Source organism: Betaproteobacteria bacterium (assembly GCA_016194905.1).
In the GTDB taxonomy this organism is placed as follows: Bacteria; Pseudomonadota; Gammaproteobacteria; order Burkholderiales; family JACQAP01; genus JACQAP01.
The window spans coordinates 1-15,671 of record JACQAP010000027.1; the positions used below are offsets into that span (position 1 = coordinate 1).

Genomic DNA, 15,671 nt, shown 5'->3' on the forward strand with positions numbered 1-15,671 from the left:
ACCGATTCGACCCGGACGCATCGAGCCACACGCGATCAAACGAAGACCGAAAAACCACGCGCTGCTGACAGTACCTCGACAGGTTGCGCGCGCCGCGATCATCCGTGCACGTCGGGCTTATGCTTAAGGTAGTGCCATGAGGGTCAGACTGCTGTCGGTGCCTTATCGCCTTTTGTATCCGGCGATCCTGTTGTTCTGTTGCATCGGCGTTTACAGCCTCAACAACAGCGCGGTCGATGTCGGGCTGGCCTTGTTCTTCGGCCTGCTCGGTTATCTTTTCATCAAGCTCGACTGCGAACCCGCGCCGTTGCTGCTTGGGTTCGTGCTGGGACCGATGATGGAAGACAATCTGCGGCGCGCGATGTTGCTCTCGCGCGGCAACCCGGCCGTGTTCGTCACTCGTCCGCTGAGCCTTGCGCTGCTGCTGATCGCATTGGCATTACTCATTGTGGTCGTGCTTCCTGCCGTGAGAAAAAAACGCGAAGAAACTTTTCAGGAGTAAGAATGACTGATTTCAACTGGGAATTTCCCTATCCATCCCGCCGCATGCCTGTGCTGGCTCGCAATGTCGTAGCCACATCGCAGCCGCTGGCAGCACAGGCGGGACTGCGCATGCTGCTGCGTGGCGGCAATGCGGTCGATGCCGCGATTGCCACGGCTGCGGCGCTGACTGTGGTCGAGCCGGTCATGAACGGCATCGGCTCCGATGCCTTCGCACTGGTGTGGGACGGAAAATCGTTGCAGGGACTGAATGCCTCCGGCCGTGCACCGCGTGCGTGGAGACCCGCACGCTACGCCGGACGGGAGCGCATGCCGACCGAAGGCTGGGACAGCGTTACCGTACCCGGCGTGGTTTCGGCCTGGGCTGGTCTATCGGCGAAACTCGGCAAACTTCCATTCGAGACGTTGTTCGAGCCGGCCATCGACTATGCCCGCAATGGATTTCATGTCTCGCCGGTTGTCGCCTCGCAATGGGAATCGCAGATCCCGCGTCTGCAGGATCAACCTGGCTTCGCGCAGGCTTTCGTGCGCAATGGCCGCGCACCGCGCGCCGGCGAACTGTTCCGGTTTCCCGAGCAGGCCGACACGCTGCAGGATATCGCGCGCACCCGCGGAGAATCTTTCTATCGCGGCGCCCTCGCGCAACGCATCGCCGATTTCAGTTCCGCATGCGGAGGTGCGCTCCATCTCGACGATCTGGCCGCGCACCAGCCGGACTGGGTCGAACCGATAAGCCAGGGTTATCGCGGTTTCCGCGTGCATGAAATTCCGCCCAACGGCCAGGGCATCGCCGCGCTGATCGCGCTGGGCATCCTGGAACATTTCGATCTCGGCAGTACCGCTGCGGATTCAGTCGAAAGCCTGCACTTGCAGATCGAAGCCATGAAGCTCGCATTCGCCGATGTCTATCGCTATGTCGCGGACGTAAATGCAATGGAGATCCGCGCGTCGAACCTGCTCGATCCGGGGTATCTGAAATCGCGCGCGCAGTCGATTTATCGCGACCGCGCCAGCCAGGCGGTTCCCGGCGTACCGCCATCGGGTACGGTCTATCTCGCCGCTGCGGATGCGGGCGGCATGATGGTATCGTACATCCAGTCGAACTACATGGGATTCGGTTCCGGTGTGGTGGTGCCCGGCACGGGCATCAGCATGCAGAATCGCGGTTCCGGATTCTCACTTCAGCCCGGGCACCCGAATCAGGTCGGCGGTGGCAAGCGCCCGTTCCACACGATCATTCCCGCGTTCCTGACACGTGACGGTAAACCGGTCATGAGTTTCGGCGTGATGGGTGCCGATATGCAGCCACAGGGCCACCTGCAAATGGTGGTACGCCTCATCGACTACGGACAGAATCCGCAAACCGCAGCCGATGCCCCTCGCTGGAAAATCGCCCTGGATGGCAGCCTGCTGCTTGAACAGGCCGTCGCCGAAGACGTCGCGCGTGGTCTCGCGCAGCTCGGTCATCGCATTGTGCGTGCATCCCCGGGGAGCACTGAATTCGGTGCGGCGCAGCTCATTCACCGTCTCGGCGATGCTTACGTTGCCGCGTCGGAGCCGCGACGTGACGGTCAGGCAATCGGCTTCTGAAGCGGGAAGGCAATGAGAACTGCGAAGCACTTCCTCGTCTTTGCGATGCTGCTCGTCCCATGCGTGCAGCCGCTGCTGGCCCAGGACTATCCCGCGAAAACGATCCGCCTCATCGTGCCCTACACTCCGGGAGGTACAGCCGATATGCTTGCGCGCACGATCGGCCAGAAGGTGGCCGAAAGTCTCGGACAGCAAATCATCATCGACAATCGTCCCGGCGCCGGTGGCAACATCGGAGCAGACCTCGCCGCCAAGGCCGCACCGGACGGCTATACGTTGTTGATGGGCACGGTCGCCACGCATGCGATAAATCCCAATCTGTATCCGAACATGCCCTACGACGCAGCCAGGGATTTCGCGCCGATCGTCCTGGTAGCCACGCTGCCGAATCTCCTGGTGGTCAATCCATTGCTGCCGGCGAAGAACGTGAAGGAATTGATCGCGCTTGCGAAAGCGAAGCCGGGCGAGCTTGCCTATGCCTCAGCCGGTAACGGTACGTCTCAGCATCTCTCCGGTGAGCTGTTCAAGAAAATGACCGGCTTGGACATGATCCACATTCCCTACAAGGGAAGCGCCCCCGCAGTGACCGATCTGGTCGGTGGACAGGTGCAACTGATGTTCGACAACATTCCGAGTTCATTGCCGCAGGTGCGAGCCGGCAAGTTACGCGCACTGGCGGTGACAGGACCAAGGCGCTCGCCGGTTCTTCCCGATCTGCCGACCGTATCCGAAGCCGGACTGCCCGGTTTTTCCATTACCTCATGGTTCGCCCTCTTTGCCCCTGCCGGCACGCCAGCGAAGATTCTGCTTCGTCTGAACAAGGAAGCGGGCAAGGCCATTGCGTTGAAGGAACTCAGGCAACTATGGATGGACCAGGGCATCGAACCTGCCGGCGGAACCGCGGAGCAACTCGCCGCGTTCAGGCGCATTGAAGCCTCCCGATGGGAAAAAATCGCCAGGGATTCCGGCGCGCGCGTCGAATGACGGGGATCAGCGCCCCGCTTTGACGGCCTGCTCGCGCACGGCAGTCAAGCTGGTGCGCGTCGTAATGGCCTCGGGATCGATGCGCAGTTCCAGCAAAGCCGGTTTATTGGACGCCAGTGCGCGCTCGAAAGCCGGCTCGAACTCCGGCGTCTTGTTTACCACTTCGCCGTGCAATCCATAGGCTTTCGCCAGCGCGGCAAAATCCGGGTTTTTAAGCGCGGTGGCATAGACCCGGGCCGGATATTCACGCTCCTGGTGCATGCGTATCGTGCCGTACATGCCATTGTTTACCACGATGAACAGCACCGGCAGGTCGTACTGCACCGCCGTTGCCAGTTCCTGTCCATTCATCGTGAAGCAGCCGTCACCCGAAAAACTCACCACGACGCGATCGGGATGCACGACCTTCGCCGCAACGCCTGAAGGCACCCCATAACCCATTGCGCCATTGGTCGGTGCGAGCTGCGTGCGAAAGCCCGTGTATTGGTAAAAACGGTGCACCCAGCCGGAATAATTGCCGGCACCATTGGTGATGATTGCGTTCTCGGGTAAGCGTCCGCGCAGGAAGGCCATCACTTCGCCGAGATCGAGCGCACCCGGCATCGCGCCATGCTTGAGGTTCTTCAGATAATCTTCGCGGCCGCGATGCGTCCAGTCGCGCCAGCGCGAAGAGTCGACCGGAGCAAGGTTGACCGCCGTGGCTGCGAATTCCTGCATGCCGGCATTGATCATCAGTTCGGCTTGGTACACCCGGCCGAGTTCGTCGGATGACGGATGGACATGCACCATGCGTTGCGTGGGCTGGGGAATCGAGAACAACGTATAGCCACCGCTCGTCATTTCTCCCAGCCTTGCACCGATGGCAAGAATCAGATCGGCGCTGCGCACGCGCTCTGCCAACTGGGGGCTGATGCCGATGCCGACATCCCCGCAGTAGTTCGGATGCCGGTTGTCCAGCAGATCCTGCCTGCGGAAGCTGCAGGTCGCGGGGAGATTGTTCGCCTCGATGAATGAGCGGATGTCATCGCAGGCGCTCGCAGACCAGTCTCCGCCGCCCAGAATGACGAGCGGCTTTTCCGCTTGCGCAAGCATTTCACGCAGACGGTCCATATCCGCAATGCCGGGATGCGCTTTCACCCTTGCATAAGGCCGCCCATCGGCGGCCACAGCCCGGCTGACAAGCATGTCTTCCGGCAATGACAGAACGACCGGGCCGGGTCGTCCGGAAACGGCCGTATGAAATGCGTGGCTGATGAACTCCGGAATTCTGTCTGCGCGATCGATCTGCGCGACCCACTTGGCCATCTGTCCGAACATGCGCCGGTAATCCATTTCCTGGAAGGCTTCGCGTTCGACCACCTCGCTGCCGACCTGGCCGATGAACAGAATCATCGGCGTGGAATCCTGATACGCGGTATGCACGCCTATGCTCGCATTGGTCGCGCCCGGACCTCTTGTAACGAAGCACAGACCCGGACGGCCGGTGAGTTTGCCGTAGGCCTCCGCCATGAAAGCCGCGCCGCCTTCCTGCCTGCACACGATCAGCCGCATGCTTTCGCGCACATCGTAAAATGCATTCAGCACATCGAGATAGCTCTCGCCCGGAACGCAAAACACCGTATCTGCGCCATGAATTCCAAGCTGGTCCACCAGAATGCGCCCGCCGCTTCTGAGCGGCATGTTTTCGTTCATTCATGCTCTCCTGTCGCCAGGCCGTGGATTATACCCATGCGGGCTTTTGGCCACCCCTGGCCAAACAGGGTCTTGCGTGTCCTGTTTGGATATAATGGCGCGCGCTTCAACAAATGCCGTTCTCGGTCTGTTACAAGGCCGTAACCGGAATACATAAAAGGGGAGGTCTCGCATATGGTCTGGTCTCAAGTCTACGATCCGCTCAACAATCCTTGGCTGTCGACCTTCTGTGCGGCCATTCCTGTGGTTGTGCTGCTCGGAAGCCTGGCGTTTTTCCGCATTGCCGCGCACTGGGCTGCGATCCTTGGCCTGATCAGCGCGCTGATCATCGCCATATTCGTGTACGGAATGCCGGCGCCGATGGCTGGCGCATCTGCCATGTACGGCGGCTTGTTCGGCCTCCTGCCGATCGGCTGGATCGTACTGAACATCATCTTTCTGTATCAGCTGACCAAGGACAAAGGCCATTTCAAGATCCTGCAGGACAGCATCGCAAATGTCAGTGAGGACCGCCGCATCCAGTTGCTGCTCATCGCCTTTGCTTTCGGAGCTTTCTTCGAGGGTGCGGCCGGGTTCGGAACGCCGGTCGCGGTAACCGGCGCCATTCTCATCGGACTCGGCTTCTCGCCGCTCGCAGCGTCGGGGCTCTCGCTGATCGCCAATACCGCACCGGTTGCCTACGGTGCGCTCGGCACGCCGGTCATCACGCTGGCGGCGGTGACTGGGATGGATGTGAACGCTTTGTCTGCGATGGTCGGCCGTCAGCTCCCCTTCTTTTCCGTGCTGGTGCCGTTCTGGCTGATCTGGGCTTTCGCAGGCTGGCGCGGGATGCTCGGCATCTGGCCCGCGATCCTCGTTACGGGTGTCAGTTTCGCTATACCTCAGTTCCTGATCTCCAACTACCATGGCCCGATGCTGGTGGACGTGGGTGCGGCGGTAGTATCGATGGCGTGCCTGATCGCGTTTCTCAAGTTCTGGAAGCCGAAAGCAGTGTGGACCACTACGGCGCTGAAAGGCCACGACAAGGACAGCGGCGTCGCTGACGTCGCACCGACCAAGTTCGAAAAGCACCCGAGGAGCTTGATCTTTCGCGCGTGGATTCCCTGGCTCATCTTGAGCTTGTTCGTCTTCGCCTGGGGTTTTCCCACCGTCCGGGGCCTGCTGAACGGGCAGATCGTCGAAGCGAAGATAGTGGACGGCGTCAAGCAGGAAACGAAGAACAACTTCCCGTGGTTCGGTATGACGAAGGTGGACTTCCCGGTCACCGGGCTCAACGAAGCTGTGGAGAAAGGTCCTCCCGTCGCACTCAAACCGACGAAGGAGAAAGCTGTCTACTCGCTCAACTGGCTGTCGGCAACGGGGAGCGGCATATTTTTGGCCGCCATCGTAGCCGGGCTGTTCATGGGCTACTCGTTTGGCGAACTGTTCAAGAAGTATCTCGGCACGATCAAACTGGTTCGCTACTCATTGATCACCATCGCCGCCATGCTTGCCCTTGGGTTCGTGACGCGCTACTCCGGGACCGACGCAACCATGGGCCTGGCGTTTGCGCAAACGGGAGCGTTGTATCCTTTCTTCGGCGCCATGCTCGGATGGCTCGGCGTAGCACTGACTGGTTCGGATACCGCATCGAACGTGCTCTTTGGCGGGCTGCAGAAGGTCACCGCCGAACAACTGGGCCTTAGCCCGATCCTCATGGGGGCAGCGAACAGTTCGGGTGGCGTAATGGGCAAGATGATCGACGCTCAAAGCATCGTGGTCGCCAGCACGGCGACGCGCTGGTACGGACATGAAGGCGACATTCTTCGCTACGTGTTCTGGCACAGCCTGGTGCTCGCCGCCCTGGTCGGCGTGCTGGTGACTCTGCAGGCGTACGTTCCACCATTTACCGAGCTCGTCATCCATCCGGCGGCACACTAGGCAGTAGCTGCGCAGACAACAAAAACCCACCGTGGCTGGTGGGTTTTTTGTTGAAGCTGCTGTCGGTCAACTCGCCGCTTTTTGTTCTTCCGCAACCGCTTTCATAGACAGCCTCAGCCTGCCCTTTTCGTCGGCCTCGAGCACCTTGACGCGAACGGCCTGGCCTTCCTTGAGGTGGTCGGCCACGCTATTGACGCGCTCATTGGCGATTTGAGAAATGTGCAGCAAGCCGTCCTTGCCCGGAAGCACACTGACGATTGCTCCGAAATCGAGCAGCTTCAGCACCGTGCCGTCATAGATTCGACCGACTTCGACTTCAGCCGTGATTTCCTCGATGCGGCGCTTGGCTGCTTCGCCGCCTTCGGAGGATACGCAGGCAATGGTCACCGTGCCGTTGTCATTGATGTCGATCGTCGTGCCGGTTTCCTCGGTGATGGCTCGAATAACCGCCCCGCCTTTGCCGATGACGTCACGAATTTTTTCCGGTTTAATCTTGATGGTGATCATGCGCGGCGCGTAGGCGGACAGTTCCGAGCGCGCTGCGGACAGCGTCTCACGCATAATGCCGAGGATATGCATCCGGCCTTCGCGTGCCTGCAACAGCGCGACATTCATGATCTCTTTGGTAATGCCCTGGATCTTAATGTCCATCTGCAGCGCTGTTACGCCCTTCTCCGTGCCGGCGACCTTGAAATCCATGTCTCCCAGGTGATCCTCGTCGCCCAGGATGTCGGTGAGCACGGCAAAACGGTTGCCTTCCTTGATAAGCCCCATCGCAATGCCCGCGACATGCGCCTTGAGCGGTACGCCGGCATCCATCAGTGCAAGACACCCACCACAGACCGAAGCCATCGAACTCGATCCGTTCGATTCCGTAATCTCGGAAACTAACCGCATCGAATAGGAAAATTCCTCGGGCGCGGGCAGCACCGCAAGCAAAGCGCGCTTGGCAAGACGGCCGTGCCCGACTTCGCGACGCTTCGGCGTACCTACGCGACCGGTTTCGCCGGTCGAATAAGGCGGAAAGTTGTAGTGCAACATGAACCTTTCGGTGTATTCGCCCTGCAGCGCGTCGATAATCTGCTCGTCGCGCGCGGTACCCAGCGTCGCGACGGCCAATGCCTGGGTCTCGCCGCGCGTGAACAGTACCGACCCGTGTGCTCGCGGAAGTACCCCGGCACGTATTGTGATCGGACGAACAGTGCGCGTGTCGCGACCATCGATTCGTGGCTCACCATTGAGAACCTGGCTGCGAACGATTTTGGATTCCAGGTCGCTGAAAATCGACTTCACGAGATTGACGTGGTCGGACTCCAATCCCGGGGGTGCGGCTTCCGCCAGTACCTTGGCGCGTGCCGCCTCTATTTTCTCGGTTCGGGCCTGCTTTTGGCGCAAGCCATAGGCCTGGCGCAGTTCTTCTTCGGCGAGTTCCGAAATGCGCGTGATCAGAGCCGTATCTTTCTGGAGCGGGGCTACGTCCCACAATGGTTTACCGACTTCGTCGGCAAGTTCATTGATGACATCAATCACCGATTGCATTTGTTGATGGCCGTAGACCACCGCGCCGAGCATCACATCCTCCGGCAGCTCCATCGCTTCAGATTCGACCATCAGCACAGCCTGGCTGGTACCCGCGACCACCAAATTAAGTTGTGAGGACTTTAGTTCGGTGGCGGTCGGATTGAGGACGTATCCCCCATTCAAATATCCCACACGTGCAGCCCCGATCGGCCCGTCGAACGGAATGCCGGAAATGGCAAGCGCTGCGGAGGCGCCAATCATCGCAGGGATGTCCGAATCTACTTCGCTATTTGAAGATACGACAGTCGCGATGACTTGAATTTCATTGTAAAAACCTTCGGGGAACAGCGGGCGGATGGGGCGGTCGATCAGGCGGGAGGTCAGTATTTCTTTTTCGGAGGGCCGGCCTTCGCGCTTGAAAAACCCCCCGGGGATTTTGCCGGCCGCATAAGTCCGCTCCTGATAATCCACCGTGAGCGGAAAGAAATCCTGCCCGGGCTTTACATCTTTTCTGCCGACTACCGTTACCAGCACCACGGTATCGTCCATGTTTACCATGACGGCGCCATGTGCCTGGCGTGCGATCTCGCCGGTTTCGAGCGTCAGCGTATGGCGCCCGTAGCTGATGGTTTTCCTAGTGACGTTCAAGAGGGTTCCCTTTGAATGCTGCAATGCCGGAGGGCGGTCCGCCCCGACCGGCGAGGTTGAATATTTCGATGTGGTGGAGCGGACTTCATTGCCTGCCCCTTAAGCCTTCGGATCTGCCGAAGCTCATCCGAAGAATGCGAAGAAATTGATTGGTTACTTGCGCAGGCCGAGGCGATCAAGCAGGGTGCGATACCGATCCCGGTCCGAACGGCGTAGATAATCGAGCAATTTACGACGACGGCTGACCATCCTTAGCAATCCACGGCGGGAATGATGATCCTTCACGTGGTCCTTGAAATGACCCGTCAGATCGTTGATGCGCGCAGTCAGCAATGCAACCTGTACTTCCGGTGAGCCGGTATCGGCTTTCGCCCGCTGATGATCCTGCAGTATCTGAGCCTTCTGGCCCGTCGAAATCGACATTACCTAGTCTCCGAAAGAAAGGCCGATATTCTACCTTTTGAATCCCAAAGTTTCCAAGTATTTTTAGGGGCTTAATCGAGCGCTTGACGCAGGTTTTTCGATAGCGGCCGCCTGGGAAACCAGGCGCTTGGGGATGAGGGTTCCTTCAATAAGTCTTTCTCCTACGCCGAGAAACGCCCCTGTCGAATCGTATAACCTGACCAAACCTGCGTCAGTGCTCGCATCGGATATGGCAAGCCCGTTGATGATGCGCTGGCTTGCCTCTTTGCCAAGGTGAACCACCGGAAGATTTTTGACCAACCGGTCAACTGGCAGCAACTGGGCGGCCCTTGATGTTTCGTCCATTTCGCCCAACTGGTCCAGACCAATCGCTTCCCGCAACCCCAGATCGCGAATACCCGTCCGGCGCAGCGCCAGCAGGTAGCCACCGCAGCCCAACGCCTTGCCGATGTCTTCCGCCAGAACCCTGATATAGGTTCCTTTGCTGCAGCTTACCGAAACAGTCAATAGGTCTTCTTTATTATCAATACAGTGCAAGGCATTTATTATAATTTTTCGAGGTGGTCTTGCAACGGTTTCTCCTGCGCGGGCATAGCTGTATAGAGGTCTGCCATTTTTCTTGAGAGCGCTATGCATGGGCGGAATCTGGTCGATCGGTCCGATAAATGAACCGAGCACCTCTTGCAGTTGACTCGCAGTGAAGTTGGGCTTGCCACAAGGTTCGACGACCCCTTCGGCATCACCGGTGGAACTCACGAAGCCCAATCGGATCGATGCTTCGTAAGTCTTATCGGCATCAAGCAGGGAATGGGAAAACTTGGTGGCCTCTCCCAAACATATTGGCAACAGACCTGTCGCAAGCGGGTCCAGAGTGCCGGTATGGCCAGCCTTCGGCCAGGCATACAGCCGTCGTACCCGCTGCAGGGCGACGTTCGAGGAAATTCCGGAGGGTTTGTCGAGCAAAAGAACGCCGTGAGTCATGTTGCCTGTCTAACGACCGTGGTCCGGGGATGAATCGGAAAATCGTCAGGACTTTTCGTCATCAGTGTTGTCTTCAGGTTGAGAGGCAATGGCGTCGTCGATAAGTTTCGACAATCGTATGCCGCGCTCCACCGACTCGTCATAGATAAAGTGCAGTTCCGGGACAATACGAAGTTTGAGACCCTTGGCCAACTGGGAGCGCAGAAATCCCGAGGCGTGTTGCAGACCGTCTGCGGCCTTTGCAACGGCTTCTGCTCCGCCGAGAGTGGTGAAGAACACCTTGGCATGATGGTGATCGCTGCTGATTTCGACACCGGTTATCGTAATCATGCCGACCCGGGGATCCTTGACCTCGGTCCGGATCAACTCGGCGAGATCCTTCTGGATCTGGTCACCGATTCGGCCGAGTCTCGAAGGGTTTTTCGCCATGCGCTGCTGATTCGATGGGAAATCGAGTTGGGAGCGGGCAGCGATCCGGTTGCCCACACCCTGCCTCATTGAGGTGGACTTACAGACTGCGTGCGATCTCCACGACTTCGTAGACTTCCAACTGATCGCTGACTTTGAGATCGTCGAAGTTCTTTACAGATAAGCCACATTCGAATCCGGCTTTCACTTCGCGCACGTCGTCTTTGAAGCGTTTCAGGGAATCGAGCTCACCGGAATGAACTACGACATTGTCGCTCAGCACACGAATAAGCGAGCCGCGCCGGACGACCCCTTCCAGCACATAGCAACCTGCAACCGTTCCGACTTTGGAGATCTTGAAGACCTGGCGGATTTCCACGAGGCCAATTACGCTTTCCTTTTTCTCCGGAGCCAGCATTCCGGATAGCGCGGATTTCACCTCGTCCACCGCTTCATAAATGATGTTGTAGTAACGAAGATCTATGCCGTGCGCGGCGACCAGTTTTCTCGCAGTCGCATCAGCACGAGCGTTGAATCCAATAATGACGGCATTGGATGCCAAGGCAAGATTGACATCCGATTCCGTAATCGCGCCGACGCCCGCATGAACGATATTGACCTTGACCTCGGTGGTGGACAGCTTTTCGAGCGATTGAGACAAGGCTTCGTATGAACCTTGCACATCGGCCTTGATGATCAACGAAAGCGCCTTTGCCTGACCGACGGTCATCTGGTCAAACATGCCCTCAAGCTTTGCGGTCTGTTGCTTGGCCAGCTTGACCTCGCGGAATTTTCCTTGACGGAACAGGGCGATTTCCCGTGCCTTGCGCTCATCACCAAGAACAATCACTTCTTCGCCGGCGATCGGTACGTCGGACAGTCCTTGAATTTCCACGGGGATGGAGGGTCCGCCTTCTTGAATCGGGTGACCTGCCTCATCCAGCATTGCGCGAACACGGCCAAATACTGCGCCAGCAAGTACCACATCACCGCGCTTGAGTGTTCCCGATTGCACCAGAATGGTCGCCACCGGGCCGCGTCCCTTGTCCAGCCTGGACTCAATTACCACTCCACGTGCGGGCGCGTTCTTCGGCGCCTTTAATTCCATTACTTCCGCTTGCAGCAGGATCCGCTCGAGCAGCTCATCGATGCCCTGACCAGTCTTCGCGGACACGTCCTGGAACATGGCATCACCACCCCACTCCTCGGGGACCACTTCGTGTGCGGCCAGTTCCTGACGAATTTTTTCGGGATTTGCCTCGGGCTTGTCGATCTTGTTGACCGCTACCAGTACCGGAACTTTTGCCGCCTTGGCGTGATTGACCGCTTCCAGTGTCTGCGGCATCACCCCATCGTCGGCCGCAACCACCAGAACCACCAGGTCCGTAACCTTGGCTCCGCGAGCACGCATTGCAGTAAAAGCTTCGTGACCAGGGGTATCCAAGAACGTAATCATCCCACGCGGGGTGTTCACGTGATATGCGCCGATGTGCTGGGTGATGCCGCCGGCTTCGCCGCTTGCGACACGAGTACGTCGAATGTAATCCAGCAGCGAAGTCTTGCCATGATCGACGTGCCCCATCACTGTTACAACGGGAGCGCGGGGCTCGGCTACGACGTCATGCTTTTCTCCTTCGTCTGCCAGGAGCGATTCCGGGTCGTCGAGTTTGGCGGGCTTGGCAATGTGGCCCATTTCTTCCACCACGATCATCGCAGTTTCCTGATCGATCACCTGATTGATGGTGACCATACTCCCCAGCTTCATCAGTACCTTGATGACCTCAGCTGCCTTGACTGACATTTTCTGCGCGAGAGCGGCAACGGTGACGGTTTCCGGCACCAGCACTTCGCGAACGACTGGTTCCGGCGCCGTGAATGTCTGCTCGGAAACGACGGCTTCTGTCTTGTGCCGTCCTCCCCGACCCGAACGCGTATGCCAGCTCTGCCCGCCTCCACTAACATCGCCGCGCGTCTTCAGACCTCTGCGTTTTGCCGACTCATCTTTCCACGCATCCGGTTTTTTGACGGGCTTGGGTTTGGCCGCTTTTTCGTTTGCTTTGCTGGCAGGCTTATGGAGAGTGCCTTCCGTAGTCGCTTTTTTCGGCTCCTCAGCCGGCTTGGCGACCTCCGCGACGACAGGCTCGGCCTGAACAGAAGGGGTTTCGGTTTCCTTTGCGGGTTTGCGCTTGCGCTGTTGCTTCTGCACTACCTCAGCGGTCTGGCGAGCGATTAATTCCGCTTGCTTGCGCGCCTCTTCCTCCCTCAGTGCCGTTTGCTTTGCACCGACTGTAGGCGTTGTGGGTGTGGTTTCCGATTCCGCAGGAACGTTCTCGACCGTTTCAGGCGTGGCATCGCGTTTAACCAGCACACGCTTCTTTTTTACTTCAACCTGGATCGTGCGGGCCTTACCGGTACTGTCTGATTTCTTGATCTCCGTGGTCTGCCGCCGGGTCAAGGTTATTTTGTTTTTCGTGTCTTTCGCGCCGTGAACCCTTCGCAGATAATCCAGCAGTTGGGTTTTGTCGTGCTCCGTGAGAACCGTATCATCGGCAAGCGCCTTACCAATTCCAGCAGCTTGCAATTGCTCGAGGAGCATCGCAGATGCTAACCCCAATTCTTTGGCAAACTGAGCAACGTTCATTTGCGCCATAAGTTACCCCTGACTCGCTGCAAACCATGGTGCACGCGCCGTCATGATCAGTTGTTTGGCGCGCTCCGCGTCAATCCCAGTCAACTCGACAAGATCATCTACGGCGAGATCGGCAAGGTCCTCCTGCGTAGTTACGCCTTTGGCTGCTAAGACCCGCGCCGTTTCACTATCCATGCCGTCCAGCGTCAACAGGTCGCTGGCAACGTTTTCGACATGTTCCTCACTGGCAATCGCTTCGACCAGCAGTGCGTTGCGGGCGCGGCTGCGCAGCTCATTGACCGTATCCTCGTCAAACGATTCGATCTCCAGCATCTCGTTCAGCGGGACGTAGGCGACCTCTTCAAGCGTCGTAAAGCCTTCCTGGATAAGAATGTTGGCCACCTCCTCGTCCACGTCTAACCTTTCCATAAACACTTTGCGGACAACCGTGCCCTCCTCATCATTCTTCTTCTGGGATTCCTCTTCGGTCATTATGTTGAGTTCCCACTGCGTCAGCTCGCTGGCCAACCGCACGTTCTGTCCGTTCCGACCAATCGCCTGAGCCAAGTTCTCCTCGTCGACCACAACATCCATGCTGTGGGATTCCTCATCCACCGTAATCTTGCTTACCTCCGCCGGGGCCAGTGCATTGATCACGAATTGCGCGGGGTCCGACGACCATAAAATGATATCGACACGTTCGCCGGCGAGTTCTGCGGTGACCGCCTGAACTCGCGATCCACGCATACCGACGCATGTGCCGATCGGATCGATGCGCTGGTCGTTCGATTTCACTGCAATCTTGGCCCGGGAACCAGGGTCGCGTGCGGCCGCCTTGATCTCCAGAAGCCCTTCTTCGATTTCAGGCACTTCGAGCTCGAAAAGCTTGATCAAGAATTCGGGAACGGTGCGCGACAAAATCAATTGGGGTCCGCGATTGTTACGATCTACCTTCAACAGGAAGGCACGCACACGGTCGCCAATCCGAAGATTCTCCTTGGGAATCATCTGATCCTTGGGCAGTGCCGCCTCAATACGTCCTGACTCGATGATCGCGTTTCCGCGTTCCATGCGCTTGATCGCGCCGGTGACGATGAATTCTTCGCGCTGCAGAAAATCATTCAGGATCTGTTCGCGCTCAGCGTCACGAATCTTCTGCAGGATGACCTGCTTCGCCGTCTGCGCGCCAATCCGTCCGAACTCGACTGGCTCCAGGGGCTCTTCGACGTAGTCACCCACTTGCTTGTCCAGCTTCTGCTCGATGGCATCCGTCAACGCAATCTGCTGCGCGGGAAGCTCGTGCTCCTCATCGACGACGATTTGCCAGCGCCGGAAGGATTTGTACTCGCCGGTTTCGCGATCGATCTCGACACGCACGTCCACGTCGTCCTTGAAGCGCTTCTTGGTGGCCGAAGCCAAGGCGAGTTCGAGCGCGGCGAACACGATGTCCTTCTCGACATTCTTTTCGCGGGCCAGTGCATCGACCAGCATCAACAACTCGCGGCTCATTCCTGAATTCTCCAATCAAATGTTCGGGACCAGTCGTGCTTTGTCGATGTCAGAAAATGCGATCGCCACCAACTCACCGTCGACATCCAGCTCAATTCCAACTTCTCCGACATTCTGCAATTTTCCGACGAATCGCCGTCTTCCGTTCAAAGGCAGGCGAACTTTTACCTGTGCGCGTTCACCCACAAATCTCGCAAAATCCTGTGGGTGTTTCAATGGCCTGTCCAACCCTGGCGACGAAACCTCCAGCCGGTCGTAATCCACACCCTCTACTACTAACAGTCGAGTCAAATGATTGCTGACAAGTGCACAATCCTCGACATCGACACCGCCGGCTTTATCGATAAAAATACGCATCAACCTGCCTCTATTGGCAAGCTCCAGATCGACGAGTTCATACCCCAACGCGCCCACCGTTTTTTCTAATAATGCCGTTAGATCCACAAATCGGTTTTACAAACAAAAAATGGGCTCTTCGGCCCAATCTTGTTTTTCAGTCTGGTGATTTTAGCAAATTTCTCGTTTAAATCCAAGACACTGAGTTAGGCGCATTTAGTGGTGGAATCGGTAATCCCCTTTAATTCATGGCGATTTGCTTGGAAGCGGTTAATGGGGGGCCTTTATTTAGCTTCGGTGGGCCGATTTAAAGTTGGGTTCGAGCTGTATCAAGTCTTGGGCTGCGCAAGCTCAAGTAGGTCACCGCAAAGATCGACCGCTATAAACAACAAAGCCCCTCGCCGGTGACCCGGGAGGGGCTTGGTACTGGTTGGGCGCCTGGCGGTGACCTACTTTCGCGCGGGCAATCCGCACTATCATCGGCGCAGAGTCGTTTCACCGTCCTGTTCGGGATGGGAAGGCGTGGGTC

Annotated in this window: 12 protein-coding genes; 4 read left to right on the forward strand and 8 right to left on the reverse strand. The window is 57.8% G+C overall.

Annotation, left to right across the window (positions count from 1 at the left end; all coding sequences use genetic code 11):
• The first annotated feature begins 136 nt into the window (after positions 1-136).
• The 3 genes from HY067_18335 to HY067_18345 are packed head-to-tail and all read left to right on the forward strand — an operon-like array spanning position 137 to position 3,075.
• Positions 137-502, forward strand: coding sequence for a tripartite tricarboxylate transporter permease (locus HY067_18335; protein MBI3529910.1), 366 nt, complete (start codon positions 137-139; stop codon positions 500-502).
• 44 nt (positions 503-546) lie between these two features.
• A complete protein-coding gene (locus HY067_18340) occupies positions 547-2,091 on the forward strand; it encodes a gamma-glutamyltransferase family protein (protein ID MBI3529911.1) in 1,545 nt (514 codons plus the stop codon).
• A gap of 45 nt (positions 2,092-2,136) precedes the next feature.
• Complete coding sequence (locus HY067_18345) at positions 2,137-3,075, forward strand: tripartite tricarboxylate transporter substrate binding protein (GenBank protein MBI3529912.1); 939 nt, start codon at positions 2,137-2,139, stop codon at positions 3,073-3,075.
• A 6-nt stretch (positions 3,076-3,081) separates the two neighbouring features.
• Here HY067_18345 and HY067_18350 read toward each other — a convergent pair whose 3' ends face one another.
• A complete protein-coding gene (locus tag HY067_18350) occupies positions 3,082-4,767 on the reverse strand; it encodes a thiamine pyrophosphate-binding protein (GenBank protein ID MBI3529913.1) in 1,686 nt (561 codons plus the stop codon).
• Positions 4,768-4,941: 174 nt separating this feature from the next.
• On the opposite strand from HY067_18350, the gene HY067_18355 reads away from it, so the two are divergent.
• A complete protein-coding gene (locus HY067_18355; GenBank protein ID MBI3529914.1) occupies positions 4,942-6,687 on the forward strand; it encodes an L-lactate permease in 1,746 nt (581 codons plus the stop codon).
• 66 nt (positions 6,688-6,753) lie between these two features.
• On the opposite strand, the gene pnp is transcribed toward HY067_18355, so the two are convergent.
• From pnp to rimP, 7 genes are all read right to left on the reverse strand, one after another.
• The gene (gene pnp / locus HY067_18360) at positions 6,754-8,856 is read right to left on the reverse strand and encodes a polyribonucleotide nucleotidyltransferase (GenBank protein ID MBI3529915.1); all 2,103 of its coding nucleotides are present in this window, start codon (positions 8,854-8,856) and stop codon (positions 6,754-6,756) included.
• 153 nt (positions 8,857-9,009) lie between these two features.
• Positions 9,010-9,279 carry a 30S ribosomal protein S15 gene (gene rpsO, locus HY067_18365; protein MBI3529916.1) on the reverse strand — a complete coding sequence of 90 codons (270 nt, stop codon included), beginning with the start codon at positions 9,277-9,279 and terminating at the stop codon, positions 9,010-9,012.
• A 63-nt stretch (positions 9,280-9,342) separates the two neighbouring features.
• On the reverse strand, positions 9,343-10,260 hold the full coding sequence (gene truB / locus HY067_18370) for a tRNA pseudouridine(55) synthase TruB (GenBank protein MBI3529917.1): 918 nt from the start codon (positions 10,258-10,260) through the stop codon (positions 9,343-9,345).
• Between the two features lie 45 nt (positions 10,261-10,305).
• Positions 10,306-10,689, reverse strand: coding sequence for a 30S ribosome-binding factor RbfA (rbfA, locus tag HY067_18375; GenBank protein MBI3529918.1), 384 nt, complete (start codon positions 10,687-10,689; stop codon positions 10,306-10,308).
• A 79-nt stretch (positions 10,690-10,768) separates the two neighbouring features.
• Positions 10,769-13,318 carry a translation initiation factor IF-2 gene (gene infB, locus HY067_18380; protein ID MBI3529919.1) on the reverse strand — a complete coding sequence of 850 codons (2,550 nt, stop codon included), beginning with the start codon at positions 13,316-13,318 and terminating at the stop codon, positions 10,769-10,771.
• 3 nt (positions 13,319-13,321) lie between these two features.
• Positions 13,322-14,806, reverse strand: a complete 1,485-nt coding sequence (nusA, locus tag HY067_18385) for a transcription termination/antitermination protein NusA (GenBank protein MBI3529920.1) — start codon at positions 14,804-14,806, stop codon at positions 13,322-13,324.
• 15 nt (positions 14,807-14,821) lie between these two features.
• Entirely contained in the window at positions 14,822-15,250 is a 429-nt protein-coding gene (gene rimP / locus HY067_18390) for a ribosome maturation factor RimP (GenBank protein ID MBI3529921.1), read from the reverse strand.
• Between the last annotated feature and the right edge of the window lie 421 nt (positions 15,251-15,671).

Bases quoted from the DNA above. Each gene is read 5' to 3' on its own strand.
- HY067_18355 (MBI3529914.1), top strand. From the start codon at position 4,942: ATGGTCTGGTCTCAAGTCTACGATCCGCTCAACAATCCTTGGCTGTCG.
- infB (MBI3529919.1), bottom strand. From the start codon at position 13,318: ATGGCGCAAATGAACGTTGCTCAGTTTGCCAAAGAATTGGGGTTAGCA.
- HY067_18335 (MBI3529910.1), top strand. From the start codon at position 137: ATGAGGGTCAGACTGCTGTCGGTGCCTTATCGCCTTTTGTATCCGGCG.
- HY067_18340 (MBI3529911.1), top strand. From the start codon at position 547: ATGCCTGTGCTGGCTCGCAATGTCGTAGCCACATCGCAGCCGCTGGCA.
- rbfA (MBI3529918.1), bottom strand. From the start codon at position 10,689: ATGGCGAAAAACCCTTCGAGACTCGGCCGAATCGGTGACCAGATCCAG.
- rpsO (MBI3529916.1), bottom strand. From the start codon at position 9,279: ATGTCGATTTCGACGGGCCAGAAGGCTCAGATACTGCAGGATCATCAG.
- HY067_18350 (MBI3529913.1), bottom strand. From the start codon at position 4,767: ATGAACGAAAACATGCCGCTCAGAAGCGGCGGGCGCATTCTGGTGGAC.
- truB (MBI3529917.1), bottom strand. From the start codon at position 10,260: ATGACTCACGGCGTTCTTTTGCTCGACAAACCCTCCGGAATTTCCTCG.
- HY067_18345 (MBI3529912.1), top strand. From the start codon at position 2,137: ATGCTGCTCGTCCCATGCGTGCAGCCGCTGCTGGCCCAGGACTATCCC.
- nusA (MBI3529920.1), bottom strand. From the start codon at position 14,806: ATGAGCCGCGAGTTGTTGATGCTGGTCGATGCACTGGCCCGCGAAAAG.